The 13479-nt window shown below is 67.6% G+C and carries 12 protein-coding genes; 5 read left to right on the top strand and 7 right to left on the bottom strand.

Annotated elements, in window-relative coordinates:
* Positions 1–63: 63 nt before the first annotated feature.
* Positions 64–2895, top strand: coding sequence for a rhamnan synthesis F family protein (locus tag JR064_RS14255; protein WP_206230160.1), 2832 nt, complete (start codon positions 64–66; stop codon positions 2893–2895).
* Between the two features lie 121 nt (positions 2896–3016).
* Here JR064_RS14255 and JR064_RS14250 read toward each other — a convergent pair whose 3' ends face one another.
* The 3 genes from JR064_RS14250 to JR064_RS14240 all read right to left on the bottom strand — a co-directional run bounded on the left by JR064_RS14250 (position 3017) and on the right by JR064_RS14240 (position 5022).
* Positions 3017–3547 carry a glycosyltransferase gene (locus JR064_RS14250; protein WP_206230159.1) on the bottom strand — a complete coding sequence of 177 codons (531 nt, stop codon included), beginning with the start codon at positions 3545–3547 and terminating at the stop codon, positions 3017–3019.
* A 100-nt stretch (positions 3548–3647) separates the two neighbouring features.
* Positions 3648–4283 carry a CoA transferase subunit B gene (locus JR064_RS14245; RefSeq protein WP_206230158.1) on the bottom strand — a complete coding sequence of 212 codons (636 nt, stop codon included), beginning with the start codon at positions 4281–4283 and terminating at the stop codon, positions 3648–3650.
* A gap of 1 nt (position 4284) precedes the next feature.
* On the bottom strand, positions 4285–5022 hold the full coding sequence (locus tag JR064_RS14240) for a CoA transferase subunit A (protein ID WP_206230157.1): 738 nt from the start codon (positions 5020–5022) through the stop codon (positions 4285–4287).
* A 135-nt stretch (positions 5023–5157) separates the two neighbouring features.
* On the opposite strand from JR064_RS14240, the gene JR064_RS14235 reads away from it, so the two are divergent.
* Together JR064_RS14235 and JR064_RS14230 are read left to right on the top strand one after the other, a co-directional pair.
* Entirely contained in the window at positions 5158–6504 is a 1347-nt protein-coding gene (locus JR064_RS14235; RefSeq protein ID WP_206230156.1) for a phosphohexomutase domain-containing protein, read from the top strand.
* A gap of 55 nt (positions 6505–6559) precedes the next feature.
* Positions 6560–7963, top strand: a complete 1404-nt coding sequence (locus tag JR064_RS14230; RefSeq protein ID WP_206230155.1) for a mannose-1-phosphate guanylyltransferase/mannose-6-phosphate isomerase — start codon at positions 6560–6562, stop codon at positions 7961–7963.
* An 80-nt stretch (positions 7964–8043) separates the two neighbouring features.
* On the opposite strand, the gene rfbD is transcribed toward JR064_RS14230, so the two are convergent.
* The 4 genes from rfbD to rfbB are packed head-to-tail and all read right to left on the bottom strand — an operon-like array spanning position 8044 to position 11510.
* Complete coding sequence (gene rfbD / locus JR064_RS14225) at positions 8044–8958, bottom strand: dTDP-4-dehydrorhamnose reductase (RefSeq protein WP_206230154.1); 915 nt, start codon at positions 8956–8958, stop codon at positions 8044–8046.
* Positions 8955–9512 carry a dTDP-4-dehydrorhamnose 3,5-epimerase gene (gene rfbC / locus JR064_RS14220; protein ID WP_206230153.1) on the bottom strand — a complete coding sequence of 186 codons (558 nt, stop codon included), beginning with the start codon at positions 9510–9512 and terminating at the stop codon, positions 8955–8957. Before rfbC ends, rfbD begins: the two co-directional genes overlap by 4 nt.
* Positions 9509–10396: a glucose-1-phosphate thymidylyltransferase RfbA gene (gene rfbA / locus JR064_RS14215; RefSeq protein WP_206230152.1), complete on the bottom strand. Its 888-nt coding sequence runs from the start codon at positions 10394–10396 to the stop codon at positions 9509–9511. The genes rfbC and rfbA overlap by 4 nt, the downstream gene beginning before the upstream one ends.
* Before the next feature lie 58 nt (positions 10397–10454).
* A complete protein-coding gene (rfbB, locus tag JR064_RS14210; RefSeq protein WP_206230151.1) occupies positions 10455–11510 on the bottom strand; it encodes a dTDP-glucose 4,6-dehydratase in 1056 nt (351 codons plus the stop codon).
* Between the two features lie 238 nt (positions 11511–11748).
* On the opposite strand from rfbB, the gene JR064_RS14205 reads away from it, so the two are divergent.
* Both JR064_RS14205 and JR064_RS14200 read left to right on the top strand, forming a co-directional pair.
* Positions 11749–12495, top strand: coding sequence for an electron transfer flavoprotein subunit beta/FixA family protein (locus tag JR064_RS14205; protein ID WP_145705275.1), 747 nt, complete (start codon positions 11749–11751; stop codon positions 12493–12495).
* Entirely contained in the window at positions 12495–13436 is a 942-nt protein-coding gene (locus tag JR064_RS14200) for an electron transfer flavoprotein subunit alpha/FixB family protein (protein ID WP_206230150.1), read from the top strand. The genes JR064_RS14205 and JR064_RS14200 overlap by 1 nt, the downstream gene beginning before the upstream one ends.
* Positions 13437–13479 lie beyond the last annotated feature (43 nt).

Raw genomic sequence — 13479 nt, 5'->3', positions numbered from 1 at the left:
ACACGCTTCCGACACGATGCTCCTGCTGCGCCGCCGCCGCGTTCTTCGCCACGTGACGTCGCGATGAGAGCCCGCTGGCGCAAGACCGGGCTTGCCGCGCGTGCGGCCGTCGAGCGGCACGGCGGCGGCTGGCGTGGCCTGGTCGCGGTTGCCGAGCGCAGCTGGAAGGTCCTGCGAGCGCTGGGCCTTACCGGCTTCGTGCGGCGCCTGCGCAATGCCGCGCACGCGCAAACGTCTGCACCTCCGCCATCGGATGTCGCGTTTCCCGCGCCGACGCCGATCGAGCGCGTGCAACTGCGCGTGGGCGTGATGGCCCACGTTTTTTATCCTGACCTGCTGGGTGAATTGGCGCAGGCGCTGACCGCCATGCCGGTGCCGTACGTGCTGATGGTGTCGGTCATCGACGCCGACGCGCAGGCCGCGGCCCAACAGCGCCTGTCGTCGTTGCCCAACCTGCAGACGCTGCACGTGCGCAAGGTCGCCAATCGTGGCCGCGATCTGGCGCCGTTGATCGTGACGTTCCGCGAGGACATCCTCGCGCTCGACGTCGTGGCGCACTGGCATAGCAAAAAATCGCTGTATACCGGTGGCGAGCGCCAGGATTGGCGTCGCTATCTGACCAACGCGCTGTTCGGCTCGACGCAGCGCGTCGCCTGGATCCTCGGCATGTTCGGCGCCGAGCCGAGATTGGGAATCGTCTACCCGGAAAGCTTTACCGGCATACCACTGTGGGGCCACACCTGGCTCAGCAATCTGCAGGTCTGTCGCGAACTGGGCCAGCGGCTGGGGATCGCCATTGATGCCACTGCCTATATCGACTACCCGGCCGGCTCTATGTTCTGGGCACGCGTGACGGCATTGCACCCCATTTACGCGCTCGGGTTGAGGTTGCAGGATTTTCCGGAGGAGCGCGGCCAGACCGATGGAACACTGCAGCATGCGCTGGAGCGGATGTTCGTGGCCGTGGTACGCCAACAAGGACTGCTGGCCGGCATCCTGCCGCCAGATGGGCGGCTTGCGCTGAGCACGGAAGGCAACCGCAATTGGATACAGGCCTTCCAGATGCCTCTGGCCACGCGCCTGACCATGTCGGCAATCGAGGCAAAGCTGGTATCGCTGGACGTGTTCGACACCCTGGTGACGCGTCCGTTCCTGACCCCGGCAGGAGCACGCGCTTACCTGGCTCATCTGGCAGCAGAAACCCTTGGCGTACCCGGATTCGCCGCGTTGCGCGATCGCGCCGAGGCGATCGCGCGTGCGGCTGCCGGGCGCGACGTCGACCTAGACGCCATCTATGCCGCAATGGCACGGCTCGCGGAGGCGAAGGACCTGCCCTTGCAAGCGCTGCAGACACTGGAACTGGATACCGAAGCACGTTTGCTGCAGCCGCGCCAGGCGCTGGTTGCCGCAGCCGATGCGCTCGCCGCCAGCGGACGGCGCCTGGTCGCCGTGTCGGACATGTACCTCAATAGCGCAGATCTGCAGCGGGTCTTGCCATCTGCCGTGCGAGCGCTGCCGCGAGCCTGGTACGTGTCTTGCGAAACCGGCTGGCGCAAGGATGACGACCAGGCCTGGGAACAGCTGCCGGCGCACGAAGGCGTGGCGGCGCGGCACTGGCTGCACGTCGGCGACAACGAACAGGCGGATATCCAGCGCCCGCAGATGCACGGCTATCTCACGCCCGTGCACGTGCTGCGGCCATCGGCATTGCTCGACGTGGTCCCGGCGCTACGTCCTTTGCGACCCGCGGCAGGCGCGCACAGCGCCTGGCAAGACCAGTTGTGGCTGGGCCTGCTGAGTCGCCACCTGGCGGATCTTGCCGATACCCGACCGGAGCAGTTCGGCGACCGGTTGCGCCTGGAATCGCCGGCATCGCTCGGCTATCTGGTGTACGGCCCCTTGGTCGCGGACTACCTGCTGTGGCTGGTGCGTCTGGCGCTGTCGCGCGGCGTCGGCCAGATCCTGTTCCTGAGCCGGGAAGGCTATCTGCTGCAAAAGGCGTTTGCGCAGTTGCAGGCGGCATGTCCGCCGCTGGCCGCATTGCGGGGCAGCTATGTGCTGGCCTCGCGGCGCGGCACTGGCGTGCCGACGCTGCGCGAGGCCACCGACCTGGATGCGCTGCTCGGTAGCACCTACACCGGCAGCCTGCACGACCTGCTGCGCGCGCGGCTCGGCTCGGCGGCAACCGCGGCGGTCGCGGCACGGCTGGGAGCCGCCAGCATGCGCGGCATGGCGCTGCTGCCGGAGAAACGTGCCTCGCTGCTACAGACACTGGCGCCGGCGATGCCCGCGCTGCTCGAGGTCGCCACGGCGGAGCGCGAAGGCTACCTGCGCTACTGGCATGCAACCGTCGGCGACGCGCCCGCCATGGTGGCGGACCTGGGGTACGCAGGCACAATCCAGGCGCAGCTGAGCCGGTTGACCCGCACCGCCTTGGGCGGCGGCTACTTCGCCGTGAACGCCGGGATCGCGCAGATTCGGGCCCCGGGCTGGGCCGAAGCGCGCTACTTCGATGCGCGCGACCCGCACATGCAGGCGTCGCCGATCCCGCAGCACGACCTGCTGCTGGAAACATTCCTGACCGCGCCGGACGGCCAGTTCTCTCACTTCGCGCTACGCAGCGACGGCCATGCCGAACCGGTCTTCGCCGCCAAGGAACTGACACCCGCGCAGTTCGCCACTATTGCGGAGGTCCAGCAAGGCGCGCTCGATTTCGTCGCCGACCTTTGCACGGTCGGCGGCAGCGAGACCTGGACGTTCGCGTTCGACCGGGAGCTGATCCAGATCCCGTTGCGGTGCATGGGCGAGGGCCGCTGGCAGACGGGTCGGTGGGCGAGCGGCCTGGCGGTCGAGGATGCATTCACCGGCCGCGGCCGAGTGCCTGTCGCCACCTGACCGAGGCATCCGTGCGGCAGCCGGAACCGGCTGGCGGCGATTGCCCCTGGGCATCAGGCCCAGCAGCAAGAAGGCGCCATCGGCGCCTTCTGTGGAATGCCGGAGGCGCCGCCAGAGGATGTCACTTGGCGAGCGGGATTGGACCCACGTCCAGAGTCGGCTGACCGAAATCCGCGAACCAGCTGACCGATTCCTGGACCAAATCGACCTTCAATCGGCGGCCATCGATGCGCGGATCAGCAGGTACCTGCACGGCCACCGATGCGGACGCGCCGGGTGCGATCTCCGGCAGTGGCGTGCGTGCGAAATCCCGCACCAGACCGTCGGCATTACCGCCGGGGCCCTCGATCTGGACGCCCAGATTGACCGGCGGATTGCTGGTCCCGGAGAGCGCCACTTTTCCGTTGTTCTCCACCTTGACCGTGAACGTGATGACACCCGCCGCCGTGTCCACCTTGGGCTCGGACTCCAGGCTGAGCTTGACGCTGACCTGATCGGCAGTGAGTTTGGTGACCGGCGCCTGAGCTGCCGCGGCAGCATCGGGCGCCGGTGCGGGAGCCGTCGCTGGCGTCGTCTGGCTGGCGTCCTGGCCGCAGCCGGCCAACGCGATCGTCACCGCTGACGCGGCCAACAGAACATAAAGTGGTTTCATCGATGCACCTGTGTAGGGAGGGCGGACCAGGACGCGCCGGCCAGGATGGCCAGGCGATTCAGGTCACCGCCCATCATACGTCGCCGCGGGCGCGGCAGGATTAGCCTCGAATGCGGTAGTGCGCCTGAGTCATCTGGCGCACCTGTGGCTCGTCCACGCCGTCGGCGAGCGCAACCAGCCACAGCCCTTCGGCGTCGACGTCGAACACCGCCAGGTCGGTGATGATGCGGTCGACCACGCCCACGCCGGTCAGCGGCAGGTCGCACTCGTGCAGGATCTTGTGGCTGCCGTCCTTGGCCACGTGCTCCATCAGCACCACCACGCGCTTGACCCCAGCGACCAGGTCCATTGCCCCGCCCATGCCCTTGACCATCTTGCCGGGCACCATCCAGTTGGCCAGGTCGCCGCGCGCGCTGACCTGCATCGCGCCGAGGATCGCCAGGTCGATGTGGCCGCCGCGGATCATCGCGAAGGAATCGTGGCTACCGAAATAGCTGGCGCCGGCGCGCGCGGTGACGGTCTGCTTGCCGGCGTTGATCAGGTCGGCGTCCACTTCGTCCTCGCTCGGGAACGGACCGATGCCGAGCAGGCCGTTCTCCGACTGCAGCCACACGTCCACGCCCTCGGGAATGTGGTTGGCGACCAGGGTCGGCAGGCCGATGCCCAGGTTCACGTAGGCGCCATCGGTGAGTTCGCGGGCGGCGCGCTGCGCCATTTCGTCGCGGGTCCAGGCCATGTCAGGCGTCCTTCTGGCGCAGGGTGCGCTGTTCGATGCGTTTCTCGGGATGCGGGTTGTGCACGATGCGATCGACGTAGATGCCGGGCAGATGCACCTGGTCCGGGTCGATGCTGCCGGTCTCGACGACCTGCTCGACCTCGGCGATGCAGACCTTGCCGGCCATCGCGCAGGCCGGGTTGAAGTTGCGCGCGGTCTTGCGGAACACCAGGTTGCCCGCGGCATCGGCCTTCCACGCCTTGACCAGGGCCACATCGGCCTGCAGCGCGGTCTCCAGCACGTAGTGCTTGCCGTCGAATTCGCGCGTCTCCTTGCCCTCGGCGACGACCGTGCCATAGCCGGTGGCGGTGAAGAACGCGGGAATGCCGGCGCCGCCGGCGCGCAGCCGTTCGGCCAGGGTGCCCTGCGGATTGAACTCCAGCTCCAGCTCGCCGGCCAGGTACTGGCGCTCGAATTCCTTGTTCTCGCCGACGTAGGACGAGATCATCTTGCGGATCTGCCGGGTCGCCAGCAGCTGGCCCAGGCCGAAACCGTCGACCCCGGCGTTGTTGGAGATCACGGTCAGGCCGTTCGCGCCGGAATCGCGCAGCGCCGCGATCAGCGCCTCGGGAATGCCGCACAGGCCGAAACCGCCGACCGCCAGGGTCTGGCCGTCCGCCACCACGTCGGCCAGCGCCGTGGCCGCGTCGGGGAAAAGCTTGCCGCGTCGCCCGGTCGCCCGGGTGGAGGTATCGCCCATTGGCCCGCATCCGCATTGGAAGTAGACAGATAGTCTAGCCGCTCGCCGGCTAAGACCCGCTGCGCACTGCCGCAATGACCGATTAAGGGCCGGAACGTTACACTTCAACCTCCCCCCATCCAAGGTCCCTCCCCTATGCCGCTTCCCGCATTCAAGGCCTACGACATCCGCGGTCGCGTTCCCGACGAACTGAACGAGGACCTGGCCCGCCGCATCGGCGTGGCATTGGCGGGGCAATTGGAGAGCGGACCGGTGGTGGTGGGCCACGACGTGCGCCTGGCCAGCCCCGCACTGCAGGCGGCGCTGTCGGCCGGCCTGCGCGCCAGCGGCCGCGAGGTCATCGACATCGGCCTGTGCGGTACCGAGGAAGTGTATTTCCAGACCGACCACCTGCAGGCCGCCGGCGGGGTGATGGTGACCGCCAGCCACAATCCGATGGACTACAACGGGATGAAGCTGGTGCGCGAGAATGCGCGCCCGATCAGCTCCGATACCGGCCTGTTCGCGATCCGCGACACCGTGGCGGCCGACACCGCGCCCGCCGGCACTCCGACCGCAGCCGAGCACAGCCGCCCGGACAAGTCCGCCTACATCGCGCACCTGCTCAGCTACGTCGACCTCGGCACGCTCAAGCCGCTGAAGCTGGTGGTCAACGCCGGCAACGGCGGCGCCGGCGCCATCGTCGACCTGCTGGCGCCGCACCTGCCGTTCGAGTTCGTGCGCGTGTTCCACGAGCCGGACGGGCACTTCCCCAACGGCATCCCGAACCCGCTGCTGCCCGAGAACCGCGAGGCCACCGCCAAGGCGGTCAAGGAACACGGCGCGGACTTCGGCATCGCCTGGGACGGCGATTTCGACCGCTGCTTCTTCTTCGACGAGAACGGCCGCTTCATCGAGGGCTACTACCTGGTCGGCCTGCTGGCGCAGGCGATCCTGGCCAAGCAGCCGGGCGGCAAGGTGGTGCACGACCCGCGTCTGACCTGGAACACGATCGAGATGGTCGAGGATGCCGGCGGCGTCCCGGTGCTGTGCAAGAGCGGGCATGCCTTCATCAAGGAGAAGATGCGCGGCGAGAACGCGGTGTACGGCGGCGAGATGAGCGCGCACCATTATTTCCGCGAGTTCGCCTACGCCGACTCGGGCATGATCCCGTGGCTGCTGATCGCCGAACTGGTGTCGCAGTCGGGCCGCTCGCTGGCCGACCTGGTCGAGGCGCGCATGCAGAAGTTCCCGTGCAGCGGCGAGATCAACTTCAAGGTCGCCGATGCCAAGGCCGCGGTGGCGCGGGTGATGGAGCACTACGCCGCGCACTCGCCGTCGCTGGACTACACCGACGGGGTCAGCGCCGAATTCGCCGATTGGCGCTTCAATCTGCGCAGCTCCAATACCGAACCGCTGTTGCGCCTGAACGTGGAAACGCGGGGCGATGCGGCACTGCTGGAACAGCGCACCACTGAAATCTCCGATCTGCTGAAAGCATGACCGGTTTCGTGTCTTCCACCATTTCCTTCAACGCATCTATGGAGTTCCCCCGCCCATGAGCGACGTCCTACCCATCATCCTGTCCGGCGGTTCCGGCACCCGGCTCTGGCCGCTGTCGCGCGAGTCCTACCCGAAGCAGTTCCTGCCGCTGGTCGGCGAACACAGCATGCTGCAGGCCACCTGGCTGCGTGCGGCACCGGTCGCCGGGCATGCGCCGATCGTGGTCGCCAACGAAGAGCATCGCTTCGTCGCCGCCGAGCAATTGCAGCAGATCGGCGTGAAGCCGCAGTCGATCCTGCTCGAGCCCAAGGGCCGCAATACCGCCCCGGCCATCGCCGTGGCGGCGCTGGAGGCGACCCGCAACGGCGCCGACCCCTTGTTGCTGGTGCTGCCGTCCGACCACGTGATCCGCGACGAAGCGGCGTTCCAGGCCGCGGTGCAGGTTGCCGCGGCCGCCGCCGAGCAAGGCAAGCTGGTCACCTTCGGGATCAAGCCGACCGCGCCGGAAACCGGCTACGGCTACATCAAGGCCGGCGCCGGCAACGGCGTCAGCGCGGTCGAGCGCTTCGTCGAGAAGCCCGACCTGGCCACCGCGCAGGGCTATCTGGCCTCGGGCGAGTACTACTGGAACAGCGGCATGTTCCTGTTCCGCGCCTCGCGCTACCTGGAAGAACTGCGCCGCTTCCAGCCGGCAATCGCCGATGCCTGCGCCAAGGCCTGGGACGCGGCAACCCGCGATGCCGACTTCACCCGCCTGGACAAGGACGCCTTCGCCGCCAGCCCGTCGGACTCGATCGACTACGCGGTGATGGAGAAGACCGCCGATGCGGTCGTGGTACCGCTGGACGCCAACTGGAACGACGTCGGGTCGTGGTCTGCCTTGCTGGACGTCTCGCCGCAGGATGCGCAGGGCAATGCGCACCACGGCGACGTGATCGAGATCGATTGCCGCAACACCTATGCCTACGGTTCGCGGCTGATCGCGATGGTCGGGCTGCAGGACGTGGTGGTGGTCGAGACCGACGATGCGGTCCTCGTCGGCCACCGCGAGCGCATCCAGGAGGTCAAGGAGATCGTGGCCAGGATCAAGGCCAGCGGCCGCTCCGAGGCCACCTGGCACCGCAAGGTGTATCGCCCGTGGGGCGCCTACGATTCGATCGACAACGGCCAGCGCTTCCAGGTCAAGCGCATCACGGTCAAGCCCGGCGCCACGCTGAGCCTGCAGATGCACCACCACCGGGCCGAGCACTGGATCGTGGTCAGCGGCACCGCCGAAGTCACCCGTGGCGAGGAAGTGCTGCTGCTCACCGAGAACCAGAGCACCTACATCCCGCTGGGCGTGACCCATCGCCTGAAGAACCCGGGCAAGCTGCCGCTGGAACTGATCGAGGTGCAGTCCGGCAGCTATCTGGGCGAGGACGACATCGTGCGCTTCGAGGACACCTACGGGCGTACCTGAGTCCTGCTGCAGCGAAAAGAAAAAAGCCGGGCGATGCCCGGCTTTTTTCATGCCTGCGTTCGCTGCCGGCGCGCGGCGCGCTACACGGACTGCGCTGGCGTGGCCAGTTCGCCGATCACGCGGCGCAGGCCATCGCGCCACTGCGGCAGCACCAGCGAAAAATCGCGTTGCAGCCTGGAAATATCCAGCCGCGAATAGGCCGGGCGCTTGGCCGGGGTCGGGTACTCGGCCGTGGCGATCGGCAGCACGCGCGGCGCGCGCGCCAGCAGGCCCGCCGCGAGCGCCTCTTCGAAGATCGCTTCGGCGAAGCCGTGCCAGGTGGTCTGGCCGGCAGCGGTCAGGTGCCAAGTGCCCGATTGCGCGGCAGCGCGCCGTTCGAGGACCTGCGCGGTGACATCGGCGATCAGCGCCGCCGGCGTCGGCGTGCCGGCCTGGTCGGCGACCACGCGCAACTCGTCGCGTTCGGCGCCGACGCGCAGCATGGTGCGCAGGAAGTTGTTGCCGTGCGCGGCATAGACCCAGGCGGTGCGGAAGATCAGGTGCTGCGCGCCGGAGGCGCGGATCGCGTCTTCGCCGGCGAGCTTGGTCGCGCCATACACGCCCAGCGGCGCCATCGGTGCGTCCTCCGGATACGGGCGGGTGCCCTGGCCATCGAACACGTAGTCGGTGGAGTAATGCACCATCGGCACGCCATGCGCCGCACACCAGCCGGCGATCACCGCAGGCGCCTCGGCGTTGGCGCGCAACGCGGCGTCGCGATCCTGTTCGGCGCGATCCACCGCGGTATAGGCGGCCGCGTTGACCACCGCCGTCGGCTGCACCCGATCGAGCAAGGTGCCCAGCGTCTGCGGCTGGTCGAAGTCGGCTCTCTCGCAGGCGCTGCCGCCGGGCAGGCGGCCGCTGCGCGTGGTCGCCAGCAACGGCCCGCGTCCGGCCAGCGCGCGCAACAGCTCCTGGCCGACCTGGCCGTTGGCGCCGAACACCAGCGTGGTCACGGCGTATACACCGGCAGACGTTCGGCGGCGATGTCGGCCAGAAACGGCGCCACCGCATCCTTGGCCGACAGCAGCGGCTGGCTGATCGGCCAGTCCACTCCGATCGCCGCGTCGTCCCAGCGCACGCCGGCGTCGGCTTCCTTCACGTACACGTCGGTGCACAGATAGCTGAACACCGCACGCTTGGACAGCACCGCGAACCCGTGGGCAAAGCCTTCCGGTATCCAGAATTGTTTCCTGTTTTCCGCGCTCAGCATTGCCGCCACCCAGCGGCCGAAATGCGGAGAACCGCGACGGATGTCCACCGCCACGTCGTAAACCTCGCCCTCCAGTACGCTGACCAGCTTGCCCTGCGGGCGCGGCCACTGGTAGTGCAATCCGCGCAGTACGCCTTTTGATGATGCCGACACGTTGCTTTGCACGAACGTGGCCGGCAGGCCATGCCGAGCGAAACGCTCGGCATTCCAGCTCTCAAAAAAGTAACCGCGCTCGTCCTCAAATACGGCAGGTTCGATGACGGCACAGCCGGGTATCGCGGTTTCGATCACTTTCAAAGAAACTTTCCTCGTTTTGCCAGTGCCTGCAAATACAGGCCATAACCGCTCTTTGCCAGTGGGAGCGCCAGATGTTGCAACTGCTCGGCATTGATCCAGCCTTGCGAGAAGGCGATTTCTTCCGGGCAGCACACTTGCAACCCTTGCCGCGCCTGAATGGTCTCGATGAAGTTGGACGCTTCGTGCAGGGATTGATGGGTTCCGGTATCCAGCCAAGCATAGCCGCGACCCAGCGCTTCCAGATGTAGTTGCCCCGCATCCAGATAGCACCGATTGAGGTCGGTGATCTCGAGCTCTCCGCGTGGCGAAGGCCTCAATTCGGCTGCGTAGTCACTGGCCTGGCCGTCGTAGAAGTACAACCCGGTGACCGCATAGTTGGAGCGCGGCTGGGCCGGCTTTTCGGCGATGTCGATGACCTTGCCGGCCTGGTCGAACTCGGCCACGCCATAGCGCTCCGGGTCGTTGACCCAATAGCCGAACACGGTGGCGCCCTGCTGCCGCGCGTCGGCGCGGCGCAGGGTCTCGGTCAAACCATGGCCATGGAAGATGTTGTCGCCCAGCACCAGGCAGCTCGGCTTGCCGCCGATGAACTCGCGACCGATCAGGTAGGCCTGCGCCAGTCCGTCCGGGCTCGGCTGCACCGCGTATTCCAGGCGCATGCCCCACTGCGAGCCGTCGCCCAGCAGCGCGCGGAACAAGGCCTGCTCGTGCGGCGTATTGATGATCAGCACTTCGCGAATGCCGGCCAGCATCAGCACGCTGAGCGGGTAATAGATCATCGGCTTGTCGTACACCGGCAGCAGCTGCTTGCTGACGCCCTTGGTGATCGGATACAGCCGCGTGCCGGAGCCGCCGGCCAGGATGATGCCCTTGCGTTGTGTCATCGGTTACTTCCTTTGGAAGTCCGCACATGGACGTGCGGGCTCTTGCGAGGGACTCGCGTTATGCCGCCGTGCCGATCCGTTCCAGCCGATAGCTGCCGTCGAGCACGCCCTGCACCCAGGCCTGGTTGGCCAGGTACCAGTCCACCGTGGTGGCGATGCCCTGCTCGAAGCTGTACTGCGGCTCCCAGCCCAGCTCGTTCTTCAGCTTGGACGCGTCGATCGCATAGCGCCGGTCGTGGCCGGGGCGGTCGGCGACATGGGTGATCTGGCTGCTGCGCGGCTTGCCGTCGGCACGCGGGCGGCGCGCATCGAGCAGCGCGCAGATCGCCTGCACCACCTCGATGTTCTGCTTCTCGGAATTGCCGCCGACGTTGTAGGTCTCGCCGACCCGGCCCTTCTCCAGCACGGTGCGGATCGCCTCGCAGTGGTCGCCGACGAACAGCCAGTCGCGCACCTGCTTGCCGTCGCCGTAGACCGGCAGCGGCTCGCCCGCCAGCGCCTTGGCGATCACCAGCGGGATCAGCTTCTCGGGAAAATGGTACGGGCCGTAGTTGTTGGAGCAGTTGGTGGTCAACACCGGCAGGCCGTAGGTGTGGTGGAACGCGCGCACCAGGTGGTCGGAGGCGGCCTTGGAGGCCGAGTACGGCGAATTGGGCGCGTACGGCGTGGTCTCGCTGAACTTGCCGGTCTCGCCGAGCGTGCCGTAGACCTCGTCGGTGGACACGTGCAGGAACCGGAACGCGGCGCGCGGCCCTTCCGGCAGCGCCTTCCAGTGATCGCGCACCGCTTCCAGCAGGCCGAGCGTGCCGACCACGTTGGTCTGGATGAACGCGCCCGGGCCGTCGATCGAACGGTCGACATGGCTCTCGGCGGCGAAGTTCAGCACCGCGTCGGGCTGGTGCTCGCGCAGCAGTTGCGCGACCAGCGCGCGGTCGCCGATATCGCCCTGCACGAAGACGTGGTCGGGATGGCCGTCCAGCGACGCCAGCGTGTTCAGGTTGCCGGCGTAGGTCAATGCGTCCAGGTTGATCACGCGGACGCCGCGCGACACCGCTTCCAGCACGAAATTGCCGCCGATGAACCCGGCGCCGCCGGTGACGAGCCATGTTGCCAATGCCTATCTCCTGAAGTGTTGCTTGGTCGGTTGGCCGAGGCGATGGCCGGCGCATGGCCGCAGAGCATAACGCCAGCAAGCGAACATTAAACTCGCGACCGGATTCCGTTCAGCGCGAAGCCCCAACATCCACCATACGCCCTCGCATGGTCCATCGCCGGCGGTTAGAATCCACCGACTGCCCCGCGCCAGCCGCCGCGGCCGGGCCTTCCCGCACTGCTGAAGGATCTCGTACAAGATGAAAATCCTCGTCGCCTACAAGCGCGTGGTGGACTACAACGTCCGCATCCAGGTCAAGCCGGACGGCTCCGGCGTCGTGACCGAGGGCGTCAAGCTTTCCCCCAATCCGTTCGACGAAATCGCCCTGGAAGAAGCGTTGCGCCTGCGCGACGCCGGCATCGCCAGCGAGGTCGTGGTGGTCACCCTGGCCCCGGCCGATGCCGCCGCGCACCTGCGCAACGGCCTGGCGATGGGCGCCAACCGCGCCATCCACGTGGTCACCGACGCCGCGATCCAACCGCTGACCGCGGCCCGCGCCCTGCTCAAGCTGGTCGAGCAGGAGCAGCCGGACCTGGTGATCCTGGGCAAGCAGGCGATCGACGACGACGCCAACCAGACCGGGCAGATGCTGGCCACGCTGTGGGGCCGCCCGCAGGCCACCTTCGCCGGCAAGCTGGTCGTCGCCGACGGCAAGGCCACGGTGACCCGCGAGGTCGACGCCGGCCTGGAGACGCTGGAAGTGGATCTGCCGGCCGTGGTCACCACCGACCTGCGCCTGAACGAGCCGCGCTTCATCAAGCTGCCCGACATCATGAAGGCCAAGAGCAAGCCGCTGCAGACCCTGGCATTCGCCGAGCTGGGCGTGGAGTCCAACGACAGCCTCGCCACCACCCACTACGCCCCGCCGCCCAAGCGCAGCCGTGGGGTGATGGTCAAGGACGCCGCCGAACTGGTGGCCGCACTCAAGCAGAAGGGGTTGCTGTAATGGCCAAGATCCTCGTCGTCGCCGAACACCTGAACGGCCAGCTCAACGCGGCCACCGCCAAGACCGTCAGCGCCGCGCAGGCGCTGTCGCCGGACGCCATCGACATCGTGGTGCTGGCCGCCGACCCGGCCGCCGTCGCCGCGCAGGCCGCGCAGATCGCCGGCGTGGGCCGCGTGCTTACCGTCGCCAATCCGGCCAACGAACACGCCATCGCACAGGTGCTGGGGCCGCAGATCGCGCAGCTGGCACAGGGCTACAGCCACCTGTTCGGCCCCTCCACCACCTTCGGCAAGGACCTGATGCCGGTGGTCGCCGCGCTGCTCGGGGTCAACCAGATCTCCGACCTGATGGCGGTCGATGGCGAATATGCCTTCAAGCGCCCGATCTACGCCGGCAACGCGATCATCAGCGTGCAGGCGCCCGCCGACCAGACCGTGGTCGCCACCGTGCGCAGCGCCTCGTGGCCGGAAGCGGCCAAGGGCGGCAGCGCGGCGATCGAGGCGGCCAGCGTCAGCGCGACGCTGCCCAGCCACACCCGCTTCGTCGGCCTGGCTGCCGGCAAGTCCGACCGCCCCGACCTACAGAGCGCCAAGCGCGTGGTCTCCGGCGGCCGCGGCGTGGGCTCGGCGGAGAACTTCCAGATCATCTACAAGCTGGCCGACAAGCTCGGCGCCGCGGTCGGCGCCTCGCGCGCGGCGGTGGATGCCGGCTACGTGCCCAACGAACTGCAGGTCGGCCAGACCGGCAAGATCATCGCCCCGGACCTGTACGTGGCGGTCGGCATCTCCGGCGCGATCCAGCACCTGACCGGGATCAAGGACGCCGGCACCATCGTCGCGATCAACAAGGACCCGGAATCGCCGATCTTCGAGATCGCCGATATCGGGCTGGTGGGTGACTTGTTCACCTTGTTGCCGGAGTTGGAAAAGACACTTGGTTGAACGATACGCACCGCAAAGTGGATGGCAGTTGGCGTCCGCTGAA

The sequence above is a fragment of the Xanthomonas bonasiae genome, from assembly GCF_017163705.1.
GTDB lineage: Bacteria > Pseudomonadota > Gammaproteobacteria > Xanthomonadales > Xanthomonadaceae > Xanthomonas_A > Xanthomonas_A bonasiae.
The sequence above is the reverse complement of the archived record's forward strand: the minus strand, read 5'-3'. Positions and strand labels throughout refer to the sequence as shown.